This window comes from Nocardiopsis sp. TSRI0078 (genome assembly GCF_001905145.1).
Lineage (GTDB): Bacteria > Actinomycetota > Actinomycetes > Streptosporangiales > Streptosporangiaceae > Nocardiopsis.
On sequence record NZ_LWLB01000004.1, the window covers coordinates 129,619 to 143,592 of the forward strand.

The following is a 13,974-nucleotide window of genomic DNA, read 5'->3' on the forward strand; positions in this document are numbered from 1 at the left end:
CCTATCCGCGCCCGGCGGCGGCGCCGGGCAGCTCGGTACCGGTCCAGCGGGCGCCGACGGCGCGCAGGTGGACGGTACGGGTGTCGTCGGGGTGCCGTTCGATGCGGATCTCCAGCCGCTCGTCGGACAGTCCCTCGGCCACGCCCTCGCCCCACTCGACCACGGTGACGGAGTCGGGGAGGGTCATGTCCAGGTCGATGTCGTCGATCTCGTCGGCGTCGCCGAGCCGGTAGGCGTCCACGTGCACCAGTGAGGGGCCGCTGGCCAGGGAGGGGTGGATCCGGGAGATGACGAAGGTCGGGGAGGTGACCCGCCCCCGCACTCCCAGGCCCTCGCCCAGGCCCTGGGTGAGGGTGGTCTTCCCCGCGCCGAGCGGCCCGGACAGGATCAGCAGGTCGCCGGGGCGGGTGAGTGCGGCGAGGTCGCGTCCGAGGGCGCGCATGGCCTCGTCGGTGACGGCGGTGACCTCACCGGCGGTGGCCGCACCTGGAGTGGTTGCTGTCGCGTCTGTCATCGGGCTCGCTGCTCGTGTCGGATGTGGTTGATGGTTCGTGAGCTTTCGGGGTGCGCCGAAACGCTCCCCCGTCCAGGTTAGGCGGGGCGGCGGGAAACCGTGACCGGATCGCGGTGATCGGTCGGGCCGTCCGCCGGGGCCGTCCGGCTCATGCCCGGCCGCGCGGGTCGGTGTCCGGGCGTGTCCGGCCCTGCCCGGCCGTGTCCGGTGCGCGGGGCCCGCACGCTCCCGGGTCCCGGGCCCGCCTCCGCTCAGGCCGGGGCGCCGACGTACTCGCGCGGGACCCGGACGCCCACCCTGGTGACGATCTCGTACGGGATGGTGTCCAGGATCCGGGCCCAGTCCTCGGCGGTCGGGGTGTCCGGGTGCTCCCCGGGATCGCCGAACAGCACCGCGTACTCCCCGGCCTCCACCGCGTCGTCGCCGACATCCACAACGAACTGGTCCATGCAGACTGTTCCCGAGATGACGCGGCGGCGCCCGCCGAGTAGGAGGGGCCCCTTGTTGGTGGCCGCGCGGGGGACGCCGTCCGCGTAGCCGAGCGGCACCAGGGCCAGGGTGCTCTCCCGGTCGGTGACGTAGCGGTGGCCGTAGGACACGCCGCTGCCCGCCGGGACGCGCTTGGTGAGGGCGATCCGGGAGCGGAGCGTCATCGCGGGGCGCAGTCCGGTCGCCTCGAAGTCCGGGATCGGGCACAGGCCGTAGCCGGCGATCCCGCCGCGGACGAGGTCGAACCGCGCCTCGGGGAGGGTGAGCAGCGCCGCCGAGTTCGCGATGTGCCGGACCTCGGGGTCCAGGCCGGCCTTGTCGGCGATCTCCAGGGCCTCGTGGAACCGGGAGAGCTGGAGCGCGATGGAGGGGTGGCCGGGCTCGTCGGCGCAGGCGAAGTGCGACCACACGCCGGAGACGCGCAGGTGCCCCTCGTCCTCGGCGCGGGCGGCGGCCTCCACCAGGTTCCGCCAGTCGGCCGGGTTGACCCCGCCGCGGTTGAGGCCGGTGTCGGCCTTGAGCTGCACGCGGGCGGTGCGGCCCAGGCGCGCGGCCTCAAAGATCACCGTGTCCAGGACCGCGCGGTCGCTCACTCCGAGGTCGACGTCGGCCTCGACGGCCTCCGCGACCGGCTCGCCGGGCGGGATGATCCAGGCCAGGACGGGCAGGGTGAACCCGGCCCGGCGCAGTTCGAGGGCCTCGTCGATGAAGGCCGTGCCCAGCCAGGTCGCGCCGCCCGCGATCATGGCACGCGCCGCGGGGAGCATGCCGTGTCCGTAGCCGTCGGCCTTGACCACTCCCATGAGCGGGGTGCCGCCGGCGAACTCGCGGAGCAGCCGCGCGTTGTGGGAGATCGCGTCCAGGTCGACGCGAGCGTGCGCGAAGTGAGACATGGTTCCAGTGTTCCACGTGCCGGATACCGGGAGCGGACGGTCGGAGGGGGCGGCGGGGCGGAGCGGCGCGGCGGCGGACGGAGCCGTGACCGTTTTCCGCGGTGTTCCAGGGCATGCGGGATGACCAGGCACGATACGGGTTTTCCCGGTGACCCGTAGTACATGGGCACATGCGGGGTAGTACCGGCCTGGATAGCACAGTATCTGGGGGTACTGGCATGACCGAGATCGGAAATGAACGACCCGTCAACACCACACGCCTGTGGTCGGGGGGACTGGCCACGGCCGTCGTCGCGGCACTGGTGATCTTCGCGGGCGCCCTGGTCTTCCGCGGAGTGTTCGGAATCCCGGTGCTCGCTCCCGAGGAAGCCGGGAACCTGGGCGACGCGAGCACCGCCGCGTACGCCCTCATGGCCGCCGTCGCCGCCCTGCTGGCCACGGCCCTGATGCACCTGCTGCTGCTCAGCGCACCGAGGGCGCTGAAGTTCTTCGGCTGGATCCTGGGCCTGGCGACCGCGATCGCCGCCGTCGCGCCGTTCAGCGAGGCCGCGGGGGCGCCGAGCCAGGTCGCCACGGCCGTGATCAACCTGGTCACGGGTATCGCGATCATCACCCTGCTGCGGAGCGTGGCGCGTTCGGCCACCCTGAGCAACCGGTCGGTGGCCTCCGGCCCCGGCACGGCGCAGGCCCCGGGGACGACCGTCAGGCCGGTCGGGGAGACGGAACCGATGCCCAGGGACGAGACGCAGCCCGTGGACCCGAAGGAGCCCGTGCAGGGCGAGGATCCCGTCCTGCGGCACGAGGGCATCCTGCCCGACGTCAAGCAGGACGAGTACCGCAGGAACCAGGTCCGCGCCCAGGAGATGGACGCGGAGGCGGAACGGGCCCGGCAGAGCCGCAGGGCTCCGGGCGACGAGCACGCCGGGTAGCCCGAGACCCCGGCGACCCGTGGCGCCCCCTGACCCGTGGCGCCCGAGGGGGCGGAGCCGCCGGCTCCGCCCCCTTCGCGTGTCCGGCCCCGACGAGCCGGGCCCTGCCCGACCCGTGTGTCGGCGGGGGCCGTCGCTGGTGTGGAGCCGCGCCGAACCAACCCACAGCAAAACTACTGACAGGGCTCACGCGGGAGAACGGGCACCGGTCCGAAAACACCCGTCCACCATCCCGTCCTGAGCACAAGCGAACCCGGCAGGAAGGCCAGCCCAATTCAGAGAATTGATTCGGAAGAACTCGACTTCCTGGATGACACAACAGCCAGACTTCATGGCCGATCCTTCACCGGTCAATCCGTCGGAAGGGACGGAGAGTACACCCAGTTTCAAACATTCGTAAGAGGCTACGCACTCGGACCCTCATTTCTTGTGGACCAGGAAGGAAAACTTCTCGAATACTCCAACTGCATAGGAAACCTCCCCATCGGCCCGTATTTCTTCTGGAGCAGGAGCGGAAACCTTGCAGAAGAGCGGGTCGACGATTTTTCAGATGGAAGTGTAAGACTTCTCCGAAAGTGGGACGAGCAGGGCCGCCTGACCCACGAGGAGAGAAAACCGCCTCGCAAGCCGCTTGTGGACACCATCTCAGGCGAAGCGAAGTCCAGGACTTGGCAGTACGTGCCACCGCACCCTGACGCACCAGGAAGGAAAGGGCACGTGCAGGCGGCCAGGTTGAATGACTTGGATTTCGACGATCAAGTCAACCACGAAGGCTCCCCTTACACGGGAGAGGCCATCCTTCTCAAGGACTCCGGAACAGCCCAGCTGCAAACTTTCATAGAGGGGAAAGAGGATGGCCCTTTCTTGATCTGGGCCCCCAGCGGCAAACTCATCCTTCAAGGCCTGCGCCAAAATCCCCATGGGCCTGTAGGCCCTTGGCATGAGTGGGATGAAGAGGGTCGACTTCTGCGCGAAACGGTCTACGACGCTCTGGGAAACCGAATTATCGTCCGGGAACTGGACGAGCACTGCGACATCGTCAAACAGGAGAAATTCGCCCCTACCAAGCTCCTGACGGACCCCGAGACCGGCGAGGAACGCCCTGCCCCCTGGCTGTGAGACACAGTCGAGTCCGGACTACCTGCCCAAGCACATCCTCCGGCGCTCCTGGTACGGGAGGTTCCCCGTCTGACGGACCCGCCGTACGATTCACCGTGCCACTCCCTCCCCTCCGAAGAATCCCCTTGAGCCACGACGTCGTCGCCCTACTGGCCGAGAGCCCCGACCACCGCTCCCTGCTGGACGCGATGGCCGCCGCCGGTCCCGGCCTGCGGGTCCGGGCAGGGACGGCCCGGACCCGGCCGGGGTGCCCGCCCATGCCGGTGGGAGCAGTCCCGACACCCTGACCGCTGCCCAGGACCTGCCGGGCTCCGCGTCGAACTCCCGGGCAGACCTCACCGGCATCGGCGGCGACCGCGGTGCCGACCTACGCGACGACAGGCCCGGTGCCACCAACCGCACGGAGACGAGCAACAGCAATGGCCACGGATTCGATGCCGGGCGGATGAGCGGACGCGATCCAAGTATCGAAACCCAGCGCCATCATTGTTGACTACTCAATCAACGGATATCCACAACAAAAGCTTACCCATCCGAATACCCCAGATTTGCTTGAGGAGTAATCCATGCACGGAAGAAAAAAGGGTCACATGGGGCCGCTTGAGAAACAGGAGGCAATTGCTGAAATCGCCTCCAGCCTTCCGCGGTACTTCCCCGAAGGATGGCAATCCGCCCTCTACCACGTAAGAATCATGGGATCCTATGCCAATCAATTGTCAGAGGTCGAGAAAGGAGATGGTGAAATCGCTGGAACCGAACTGCCACCTGGCTCCAGCATGAAGTGCATGAAGCTACGGGCTGGAATGTACAGAGAGGGTGAGGGGACATGGTTCTCCCTCAAGCTGAAGTTCTGGAGCGAGGGGAGGTACAGGCCAGAATTCAACTATGACGATCATCCCGATTTTCTCTTCGTCCCGGATCTGCGCGAGTACGTCCGAGAGGTGAAGCTCTTCCCTCGTAGTGATGAATTCATGCCCGGATGGCTGCGCGAGCAGATTAATGAAGCAAACTCTGCCAATGGAAACTAGAGCTCCTTGGAAATACCCGCCGCCATCTAGGAGTCGCCTGCCTGGCCCACGACCTCAGCCAGGTCGCCCCCGACTTCAACCCCGACCTCCGGGGGTGCGCGAGCGGATCCTGTTCTCCGCCGGGTACCGCCCGGGGAGGAACCGGACCTGGAGGCGCTCACACCCCTGGTACGCGAGCTGGCCTCATGGGACGGCGGCCTGCGCAGCATGACCGTGCACCGCGCGCTCGGGCGCGCCGACCTGGCCTACGCGCCCCGCTGGGCGGGCGTGTCCGTCCCCGTGGGACTGGCCGTGGGCCCCGAGAGGGTGCTGGAGGCGGGCCTGGAGAGGACGCTGGCCGTAACGGTGCGGGGCCCCGCCCTCGGCCCCCTGGTCTGGTACCGGATCGGGGACGGGGTGGAGCCGGAAGGCCCGGGACCGGTTCCGTGAGCTGATGGAGCGCCTCAGGCCCCGTTGACGGGTGCCCCGTTGATGAGGGCGTCCGCGTGCTCGGGGCTCAGGCAGTGCTCGATCACCATGACTGCGGCGCCGACCACGCCCGCGCTCTCCCCCGCCACGGACGAGACGATGTTCAGGTGCTCGGTGGCCAGCGGCAGCGACCGCTGGTAGATGACCTCCCGGACCCCGGCGAGCAGGTGGTCCCCGGCCAGGGCGAGCGCTCCGCCGATGACGATGACCGACGGGTTGAACATGTTCACCGACGCGGCCAGGACCTCTCCGACGTCGCGGCCCGCCTGGCGCAGCGCCCGCAGGGCGGGCACCGACCCGTTGCGGGACAGCTCCACCACGTCGCGGGCCCCGCTCGCGGGCACACCCTCGTCGGTGAGCGCGGCGGCCAGGGCGGCGCCGCTGGCCACGGCCTCCAGGCACCCGGTGTTGCCGCAGCGGCAGGGCCGTTCGGCACCGCTCGGGACGTGGATGTGCCCCATGTCCCCGGCCGCTCCCTGCGCCCCCCGGTAGACGCGGCCCTCGCTGACGATGCCGCAGCCGATGCCGGTGGCGACCTTGACGAACAACAGGTGGCTGGCCGCGGGCCAGGCGGTGTGGTGCTCCCCGATCGCCATGATGTTGACGTCGTTGTCCACCAGGACCGGAACGTCGAGCTGGTCGTGGACGTGGCCGGGGACGTCGAAGTTGTCCCACCCGGGCATGATCGGCGGGTTGACCGCGCGCCCGGTGGAGTGCTGGACCGGGCCCGGAAGGCCGATGCCCAGGCCGAGCAGTTCCTCCACCCGCCGCTCCGCGCCCTCCAGCAGGCCGCGGCCCCTCTCCACGACCCAGTCCAGGACGGCCTCGGGGCCCAGCGCGATGTCCAGGTCGGCGCGCTCCTCGGCGAGCACCGCCCCGGACATGTCGGTGAGGGCGAGCCGGGCGTGGGTGGCGCCCAGGTCGGCGGCCAGGACCACGCGGGCGTCGGGCCGGAAGGAGAAGGTCGTGGGCGGCCTGCCTCCGGTGGAGACGGCCTCGCCCGCCGGTCCGATGAGTCCGCTGGAGAGCAGGGCGTCCACGCGCTGGGTGACGGTCGAGCGGGCCAGGCCGGTGACCGAGGCCAGTTCCGAGCGGGTGCGCGGCCTGCCGTCGCGCAGGAGTTGGAGCAGGGTTCCCGCACCCGGTGCGGTGGTCGGAGCGACGGTCAAGCCTTGTCCCCCCGGGCGAGTCAGCGCGTCTTCCGTCATACGAACAGTGAAGCACAGGATCTATTGACCGGTCGGCGTCAGCCTACTGTGCGTCAATCCTCCAACTTCTGCTTGACCACCGTCATAAGTCCGGCGTACCGTTCTGGGCATGTCAGTGAAGAAGGTCACAAGCCCGGGTGAAGTGGCGGACTCCGGGCCGACCGCCCCGAACGCCTACCGCGCCGCGGTGATCGGCACCGGCTTCATGGGCCGGGTCCACTCCCACGCCGTCCGCGCCGCCGGAGGCGAGGTCGTCGGGGTCACGGGCTCCTCCCCCGACAAGGCCGAGCGGTTCCGGGCCGCCAACGGCGTCGCCCGGGCCCACGCCGACGCCCTCGAACTCGTCCGCAGCGACGACGTGGACGTGGTCCACGTGTGCACCCCCAACCACCTCCACGCCCCGCTGAGCCTGGCCGCCCTGGAGGCGGGCAAGCACGTGGTGTGCGAGAAGCCCCTGGCCACCGACGCCGGCACCGCACGCGAGCTCGTCCGCGCCGCGGAGGAGGCCGGACGGGTCGCCGTCGTCCCCTTCGCCTACCGGTTCCACCCCATGGCCCGCGAGGCGCGCGCCCAGGTCGCCGCCGGATCCATCGGCCGTGTGAGCCTCGCCCACGGCGGCTACCTCCAGGACTGGCTCCTGTACCCGGAGGAGGACAACTGGCGGGTCGACCCCGATCTCGGCGGACCCACCCGCGCCTTCGGGGACATCGGCTCCCACTGGTGCGACATGCTGGAGTTCGTCACCGGCGACCGCATCACCTCGGTCAGCGCCCGGACCTCCCGCGTCAACGACACCCGCGACGGCCGGCCCGTGGCCACCGAGGACCTGGTGTCCTTCCAGTTCGCCACGGCGGGCGGCGTGATCGGCGGCGCCGTCATCAGCCAGGTCTCCCCCGGCCGCAAGAACCGCCTGGTCCTGGAGGTCTCCGGTACCGAGGGCTCCCTGCTCTTCGACCAGGAGCGGCCCGAGACCCTCTGGGCGGGCAGCCGGGGGCGCACCGGCATCATCACCCGCGACGACCCCGACCTGAGCCCCGACGCGGCGCGCCTGGCCACCACCCCCGTGGGGCACCCGCAGGGCTACCAGGACTGCTTCAACGCGCTGGTGTCCGACACCGGCGCGGCCATCGCGGGAGGGGCCCCCGAGGGCCTGCCCGTGTTCGCCGACGGCCTGCGCGCCGCCGTCCTGGCCGAGGCCGTGCTGGCCTCGGCCCGCGAGCGCCGCTGGGTCGACGTTCCGGAGGTGGACGGGGGATGACCACCGAGCCCCTGCTCCGCATGAGCGGTGTCGGCAAGTCCTTCACGGGCGTGCGCGTGCTGCACGGTGTGGACCTGGAACTGCACCCCGGCGAGCTGCACGCGCTGGTCGGCGAGAACGGCGCGGGCAAGTCCACCCTGATGAAGGTGCTGGCCGGCGTGCACCGAGCGGACGAGGGGACCATCGAGCTGGAGGGCGAACGCGTCTCCTTCGAGCACCCCGTCCAGGCCCAGCGCGCGGGCGTGGCCACGGTCTTCCAGGAGTTCAACCTCCTGCCCGAGCGCACCGTCGCCGAGAACGTCTTCCTCGGCCGGGAGATCCGCCGCCGCGGCCTGGTGGACGGCCGGGCCATGGAGCGGGCCACGGCCGAGCTGCTCGCCGACCTGGGCCTGGAGGGCATCGCCCCCCGGACCAGGGTGCGGTCGCTGTCGGTGGCCGAGCAGCAGATCGTGGAGATCGTCAAGGCGCTCTCCCACGACGCGCGCATCATCTCCATGGACGAGCCGACCGCCGCGCTGGCCGACCACGAGGTGGAGGTGCTCTACCGGATCATCGGCCGCCTGCGCGAACGCGGCGTGGCGGTGCTGTACGTGTCGCACCGCATGAAGGAGATCTTCGACCTGGCCGACACGATCACCGTCCTCAAGGACGGGTACCGGGTGGACACCGTCCCCGCCGACGGGATCGGCCCCGCCGAGCTGGTCCGCAAGATGGTGGGGCGCCCGGTCTCGGCGGTCTTCCCCGAGCGGCTGGAGCCGCACGGCGAACACGTGGGGAAGGTGCGGCTGTCGGTGTCCGGCGGCGGCAACACCCAGCTGGACGGGATCGGCTTCGAGGTGCGCGGCGGCGAGATCCTGGGCCTGGGAGGGCTCCAGGGCAGCGGGCGCACGGAGGTCGCCCACGCCCTCTTCGGCGTCGAGCGCTTCACCCGCGGCGAGGTCTCCGTGGACGGGCGGCGGGTCGACCCGCGCTCGCCGCGCCGGGCCGTGCGCGCCGGGCTGGTGCTGGTCACCGAGGACCGCAAGACGCAGGGGCTCGCGCTGAACCAGTCGGTCGCGGCCAACGGGCGCCTGGTCCTGGACGCGGTCTGGCCCCTCGGATCGGCCCGGCGGGCCAGACGGCTCCCGGGCATCCTCTCCTCGGTGGAGCTGGTGGCGCGCGGCGGCCACGCCCAGGAGGTCCGCTACCTGTCCGGCGGCAACCAGCAGAAGGTCGTGCTGGCCAAGTGGCTGGCCGCCGAGCCCGGCGTGATGGTGCTCGACGAGCCCACGCGCGGCATCGACGTGGGCGCCAAGCAGGCCGTCTACCGGCTGATGCGCGAACTGGCGGCGGCGGGCGTGGCGATCGTGCTCATCTCCTCCGAGCTGCCCGAGCTGATCGGCATGTCCGACCGGCTGGTCGTCCTGCGGGACGGCCGGGTGGCGGAGGAGCTGCCCGGCGGATCCAGCGAGGAGGCCGTCATGGCGGCGGCCACCGGATCACGGCACGAGGGCGGGAACGGGGACGGCCCCGGCGCCCGCGGCCCCCGGGCGCCGTCCCCCGCCGGCGATGCTCCCCCCGAAGGCCCGCCGCCTCCCGAGAAGAGCGGCGGCGGTTCCCCGGCACGGCACGAGGAGGCCGCCCCGTGACACGTCCCCCCACCCCCGTCCCCCGGAGCCTCCGACCGCGCCTGGGCACCACCGGGCTGGTCTACCTCGCCCTGGTGCTGCTGCTCGCGCTCAGCGCCGCGCTCGTGGCCGCGCGGGGCGGCAACCTGTTCACCACCGCCAACACCGTCGACCTGTTCACCCGCAGCAGCCTGCTCGGGTTCCTGGCCATCGGGCAGACCCTCGTCATCCTGTGCCGCTCCCTGGACCTGTCGGTGGGCTACGTCGCCGCGCTGTCCACCGTGGTGGCGGCCACCACCATGGCGGGCGACCCCTCCCGCGTCCTCCTCGGCGTGGGCGCGACGCTCGGCGTGGCCGGGCTGATCGGACTGGCCAACGGGCTGGTGGTGACCAGGCTCCAGGTCAACCCCTTCATCGCCACCCTGGGCATGGGGCTGGTGATCAAGGGCTACCTGGACACGAACTTCCAGGGTCCGGCCGGATCGGTCCCCGCCGCCTTCCAGGCCTTCGGCTACACCCGGATCAGCGTGCTGCCCGTGTCCACCCTGGTGATGCTGGGGCTGGCGGTGGCGGCGGTGCTCTTCCTGCGGCGCACCCGGACGGGGTACCACATGTACGCGGTCGGCGGCGACGCCGAGGTCGCCCGGCTCTCGGGGATCCGCTCCGGGGTGCCCACGGTCACCGCGCACGTGCTGTGCTCGGTCGCGGCCGGTGTCGCCGGCCTGCTGCTGGCCGCCCGGTTCGGCACCGGCAGCGCCACGGTCTACACCGGCGGCTACGAACTGGAGGCCATCGCGGCCGTGGTGCTGGGCGGCACCTACCTGCTCGGCGGGCGCGGCGGCGTGGCCGGGACGGTCGCGGGAGTGCTCATCCTCGCCACGCTCGACACGGTGTTCAACGTGCTGGCGGTCGACCCGTTCGTCAAGGACGTGCTGCGCGGCGTCATCGTCATCGCCGCCGTGGCCGTCTACGCCCGCCGCGGGCACTCCGCCAGGCGGGTGCGCTTCCCCTCCGGCGGCGCGGCGCCGCCCGGTCCCGGCCCGGAGGCGGGGCCGGGCCCCGAACCCTCCTCCGGCCCCGAGCCCGACCCCGGCTCCGGCCCCGATCCCGAAACCGACCACGGTCCCGGTCCCGCACCGCAGCCCCTGGGAGGCCGCCGATGACCCCGACCCCCGCCCAGGACACACGCGGCCCGGACGGCTCGCGCGACCGGAGAGGCCCGGGCGGCGCGGACGGACCGCGCGACTCGGGCGTACGGACCGCCCTCGCCGCGCTGGGCCGGGGCGGCACGGCGACCGCCGCCCTGCTGCTGGCGCTGATCTTCGTGGTCATCGCCACCCAGAACCCGTCGTTCTTCGAGGGGCCGCCGCTGATGGCCTTCGCCAAGAAGGCCGCGCCGCTGGTGATCCTGGCGATCGGCCAGTACCTGGTGATCGTCTCCGGGGAGTTCGACCTGTCGGTCGGATCGCTGGTGGGCGCCCAGGTGGTGGTCGCGGCCCGGTTCATCGACGGCCAGGAGCCCATGACCCTGCCGGTGATCGGCCTCATGGCGGCCCTCGGCCTGGTCGTGGGCCTGGTCAACGGCCTGGTGACCACGCTGCTCAGGGTGCCGTCGATCATCACCACGCTCGGCACGATGCTGATCCTGTTCGGCGCGGTCCGCTACTGGACGGGCGGCGCGCCCACCGGCGCGCTGTCGGAGTCCTTCCGCGTCCCCGGACGGCACGGGATCGAGGGCGTCCCGTTCCTCGGCGAGATCCCGTGGGCGCTGGTCATCGCCCTGGTGCTGGCGGCGGGCGCCGTGCTCCTCATGCGCTCGCCCTTCGGCCGCTCCCTCATGGCGACGGGCGACAACGACGTCGCCGCCGCGTTCTCGGGGGTGCGGGTGTGGCGGGTGCGCACCATGGCCTTCGTCGGCTCCTCGCTGATGGCCACCGTCGCCGCCATCCTCATCGGCGGATACGCCGGCGTCACCGCACAGGTCGGTGACGGGCTGGAGTTCGCCGCCATCACCGCCGTCGTCCTCGGCGGGGTGGTGCTGGGCGGCGGACGCGGCACCGTGGTCGCCGCCGTCCTGGGCGCCCTGACGGTGGAGGCCCTGTTCACCCTGTTCAACCAGCTCTACCTGCCCTCGACGATCCAGCCGTCGGTGCAGGGGCTCATCATCATCGCCGCGGTGGCCTACGCCGCCCGCCGGGGCGACCTTCGACTGCCGGAGCGCCTGCGACGGCGACCGGACCATCCGACCGAGCGGCCGCTCGGCACTTCCAGGAGGTAACCATGCGCGTCCCCCGCGTGCTGCTCGCCGGCGCCGCCGGCCTGACCCTGATGCTCACGGCGTGTACGACGGACGCCCCCGCCGACTCCCCCGAGGGCGGGAGCGGCGCCGAGCTCACCCCCGACGGGGAGTGGTTCGACGAGGCCGAGTTCGAGGCCCAGCTGGCCCAGCGCGAGATCACCCCGGAGGGGCCCGAGGACCAGCCCTGGCTGCAGGCGATCGAGCCCGAGTGGGTCGACACCTCCGAGTTCGTCCACGACGCGCCCGAGGACGCGACGCTGTGCTTCTCCAACGCCTCGGTGTCCAACCCCTGGCGCGTCACCGGCTTCATCACCATGGAGCAGCAGGTGGAGGCCCTCCAGGAGGAGGGGCGCGTCGGCGAGTTCCGGGTGTCCGACGCCGCCGACGACGACAACCAGCAGATCTCCGACATCCAGGCGTTCGTGGACTCCGGTGACTGCGACGTCATCATCGTCTCGCCCTCCACCACCGCGACCCTGACCCCGGCCGTGGAGACCGCCTGTGAGAGCGGCGTCCCGGTCGTGGTCTTCGACCGCGGCGTGAACACCGACTGCATGGTCACCTTCATCCACCCGATCGGCGGCTACGCCTACGGCGCGGACGCGGCCGAGTTCCTGGTCGAGGAGCTGGAGCCAGGCTCCACCGTGCTGGCGCTGCGCATCCTGCCCGGCGTGGACGTGCTCGAACACCGCTGGGCGGCGGCCCAGGAGATCTTCGCCGACAGCGAGCTGGAGGTGCTCGGCTACGAGTTCACCGAGGGCGACGGCGCCAAGATCAAGGACCTGGTCTCCCAGCACCTCCAGCGCGGCGGGGTCGACGGCATCTGGATGGACGCCGGGGACGGCGCCGTCGCGGGCCTGGAGGCCTTCGAGGACGCCGGACAGCCCTACCCGGTCATCGCCGGCGAGGACGAGCTGAGCTTCATGCGCAAGTGGCAGGAGGAGGACCTCACCGCGATCGCGCCCGTCTACTCCAACTTCCAGTGGCGGACCCCGATCCTGGCCGCCGGCATGATCCTCAACGGCGAGGAGGTCCCCTCCGAGTGGGTCCTGCCGCAGGAGCCGATCCGCGAGGACGAGCTGGACGAGTACCTGGAGCGCAACGAGGACATGCCGTCCCTGCACTACGCGAAGTTCGGCGGCGAGGACCTGCCGGGCTTCCCCGAGGCGTGGACGGAGCGGTAGATGAGGGCGCTGGGGGTCAACACGTGGGTGTGGACGTCGCCGCTGACCGACGCCGCCCTGGAGCGGATCGCGCCCCGGGTGGCGGGGTGGGGGTTCGACACGATCGAGCTCCCCGTGGAGGACGCCGGCGACTGGGACCCCCGGCGCGCCCGGGCCCTGCTGGACGGCCTGGGCCTGGCGGCCAGTGTCGTACTGGTCATGGGGCCGGGCCGGGAGCTGGTCGCCACCGACCCGGCCACCCGGTCGGCCACGCAGGACTATCTCAGAAGGGTCGTGGACGCGGCGGCGGCGGTCGGCTCCTCCGTCGTCGCCGGTCCGGCCTACGCCTCGGTCGGCCGCACCTGGCGGATGTCCCCGCGAGAGCGGGCGGGGACCGCCGCCGAGCTGACCGAGGCGCTGGCCCCCGTGGTCGGGCACGCCTCGGCCGCGGGGGTCTCCCTCGCCGTGGAACCGCTCAACCGGTACGAGACCAGCGTGGTGAACACGGTGGACCAGGGGCTGGAGCTGCTCGCCGACCTGCCCGCCGAGCACTGCGGGCTGGCCCTGGACGTGTACCACATGAACATCGAGGAGCGGGACGTGGCGGCGGCGGTCAGGCGGGCCGCCGGAAGGATCAAGCACGTGCAGGTGTGCGCCAACGACCGGGGCGCGCCCGGCGCCGACCACCTGGACTGGCCCGGGATCCTCGACGCGCTGGACGAGGCGGGGTACCGGGGACCCCTGGTGATCGAGTCGTTCACGGCGGACAATGCCAGCATCGCCACGGCGGCCTCCGTCTGGCGACCGCTGGCGGCGAGCCAGGACGCGCTCGCCGTCGACGGCCTGGCCTTCCTCCGTTCCCTGACCCGCCGGAAGGGGGTCCCGTGCTAGCGGGGACGTACCCGCCGCCGCGGTGTGCGCACCACCGCCGGCGGCAGGCCAGGATGGCAACGTCCACACCCCCCGCTCGGTGCCGCGCTCACCGGAAAGCGCCTACTG

At 71.6% G+C, this 13,974-nt stretch carries 14 protein-coding genes; 11 read left to right on the top strand and 3 right to left on the bottom strand.

Annotated features, from left to right (window positions below; all coding sequences use genetic code 11):
• Position 1: 1 nt before the first annotated feature.
• Both tsaE and alr read right to left on the bottom strand, forming a co-directional pair.
• On the bottom strand, positions 2–514 hold the full coding sequence (tsaE, locus tag A6A08_RS06250; RefSeq protein WP_073701573.1) for a tRNA (adenosine(37)-N6)-threonylcarbamoyltransferase complex ATPase subunit type 1 TsaE: 513 nt from the start codon (positions 512–514) through the stop codon (positions 2–4).
• Between the two features lie 251 nt (positions 515–765).
• Positions 766–1,896: an alanine racemase gene (alr, locus tag A6A08_RS06255; protein WP_073701574.1), complete on the bottom strand. Its 1,131-nt coding sequence runs from the start codon at positions 1,894–1,896 to the stop codon at positions 766–768.
• A 218-nt stretch (positions 1,897–2,114) separates the two neighbouring features.
• Here alr and A6A08_RS06260 point away from each other — a divergent pair, with 218 nt between their 5' ends.
• The 5 genes from A6A08_RS06260 (at position 2,115) to A6A08_RS28140 (ending at position 5,401) form a co-directional block, all read left to right on the top strand.
• Positions 2,115–2,825 (top strand): DUF6069 family protein, encoded by a 711-nt coding sequence (locus A6A08_RS06260; protein WP_073701575.1) that lies wholly within the window; start codon positions 2,115–2,117, stop codon positions 2,823–2,825.
• Between the two features lie 429 nt (positions 2,826–3,254).
• Positions 3,255–3,944 carry a hypothetical protein gene (locus A6A08_RS28610; protein ID WP_242422136.1) on the top strand — a complete coding sequence of 230 codons (690 nt, stop codon included), beginning with the start codon at positions 3,255–3,257 and terminating at the stop codon, positions 3,942–3,944.
• Positions 3,945–4,069: 125 nt separating this feature from the next.
• Positions 4,070–4,231: a hypothetical protein gene (locus tag A6A08_RS27920; protein ID WP_158069264.1), complete on the top strand. Its 162-nt coding sequence runs from the start codon at positions 4,070–4,072 to the stop codon at positions 4,229–4,231.
• 279 nt (positions 4,232–4,510) lie between these two features.
• Positions 4,511–4,972, top strand: a complete 462-nt coding sequence (locus A6A08_RS28615) for a hypothetical protein (protein ID WP_242422137.1) — start codon at positions 4,511–4,513, stop codon at positions 4,970–4,972.
• A gap of 177 nt (positions 4,973–5,149) precedes the next feature.
• Complete coding sequence (locus A6A08_RS28140) at positions 5,150–5,401, top strand: DUF6177 family protein (protein ID WP_242422145.1); 252 nt, start codon at positions 5,150–5,152, stop codon at positions 5,399–5,401.
• A 14-nt stretch (positions 5,402–5,415) separates the two neighbouring features.
• Here A6A08_RS28140 and A6A08_RS06280 read toward each other — a convergent pair whose 3' ends face one another.
• A complete protein-coding gene (locus A6A08_RS06280; RefSeq protein WP_073701579.1) occupies positions 5,416–6,648 on the bottom strand; it encodes an ROK family transcriptional regulator in 1,233 nt (410 codons plus the stop codon).
• Positions 6,649–6,763: 115 nt separating this feature from the next.
• On the opposite strand from A6A08_RS06280, the gene A6A08_RS06285 reads away from it, so the two are divergent.
• Genes A6A08_RS06285 through A6A08_RS06310 form a run of 6 tightly spaced genes read left to right on the top strand, consistent with a single transcriptional unit; the run spans position 6,764 to position 13,866 of the window.
• Positions 6,764–7,906 (top strand): Gfo/Idh/MocA family protein, encoded by a 1,143-nt coding sequence (locus tag A6A08_RS06285; RefSeq protein ID WP_073701580.1) that lies wholly within the window; start codon positions 6,764–6,766, stop codon positions 7,904–7,906.
• On the top strand, positions 7,903–9,534 hold the full coding sequence (locus A6A08_RS06290; protein ID WP_073701581.1) for a sugar ABC transporter ATP-binding protein: 1,632 nt from the start codon (positions 7,903–7,905) through the stop codon (positions 9,532–9,534). Before A6A08_RS06285 ends, A6A08_RS06290 begins: the two co-directional genes overlap by 4 nt.
• The gene (locus A6A08_RS06295) at positions 9,531–10,676 is read left to right on the top strand and encodes an ABC transporter permease (RefSeq protein WP_073701582.1); all 1,146 of its coding nucleotides are present in this window, start codon (positions 9,531–9,533) and stop codon (positions 10,674–10,676) included. Before A6A08_RS06290 ends, A6A08_RS06295 begins: the two co-directional genes overlap by 4 nt.
• Positions 10,673–11,791 (top strand): ABC transporter permease, encoded by a 1,119-nt coding sequence (locus A6A08_RS06300; RefSeq protein ID WP_083608900.1) that lies wholly within the window; start codon positions 10,673–10,675, stop codon positions 11,789–11,791. Before A6A08_RS06295 ends, A6A08_RS06300 begins: the two co-directional genes overlap by 4 nt.
• Positions 11,792–11,793: 2 nt before the next feature.
• Positions 11,794–12,996 (top strand): substrate-binding domain-containing protein, encoded by a 1,203-nt coding sequence (locus tag A6A08_RS06305; RefSeq protein ID WP_073701583.1) that lies wholly within the window; start codon positions 11,794–11,796, stop codon positions 12,994–12,996.
• Positions 12,997–13,866 (top strand): sugar phosphate isomerase/epimerase, encoded by an 870-nt coding sequence (locus A6A08_RS06310; RefSeq protein ID WP_073701584.1) that lies wholly within the window; start codon positions 12,997–12,999, stop codon positions 13,864–13,866.
• Positions 13,867–13,974 lie beyond the last annotated feature (108 nt).

Coding starts and splice junctions, on each gene's coding strand:
- A6A08_RS06305 (WP_073701583.1), top strand. CDS start 11,794: ATGCGCGTCCCCCGCGTGCTGCTCGCCGGCGCCGCCGGCCTGACCCTG.
- tsaE (WP_073701573.1), bottom strand. CDS start 514: ATGACAGACGCGACAGCAACCACTCCAGGTGCGGCCACCGCCGGTGAG.
- A6A08_RS06300 (WP_083608900.1), top strand. CDS start 10,673: ATGACCCCGACCCCCGCCCAGGACACACGCGGCCCGGACGGCTCGCGC.
- A6A08_RS06290 (WP_073701581.1), top strand. CDS start 7,903: ATGACCACCGAGCCCCTGCTCCGCATGAGCGGTGTCGGCAAGTCCTTC.
- alr (WP_073701574.1), bottom strand. CDS start 1,896: ATGTCTCACTTCGCGCACGCTCGCGTCGACCTGGACGCGATCTCCCAC.
- A6A08_RS06280 (WP_073701579.1), bottom strand. CDS start 6,648: ATGACGGAAGACGCGCTGACTCGCCCGGGGGGACAAGGCTTGACCGTC.
- A6A08_RS06260 (WP_073701575.1), top strand. CDS start 2,115: ATGACCGAGATCGGAAATGAACGACCCGTCAACACCACACGCCTGTGG.
- A6A08_RS28615 (WP_242422137.1), top strand. CDS start 4,511: ATGCACGGAAGAAAAAAGGGTCACATGGGGCCGCTTGAGAAACAGGAG.
- A6A08_RS06310 (WP_073701584.1), top strand. CDS start 12,997: ATGAGGGCGCTGGGGGTCAACACGTGGGTGTGGACGTCGCCGCTGACC.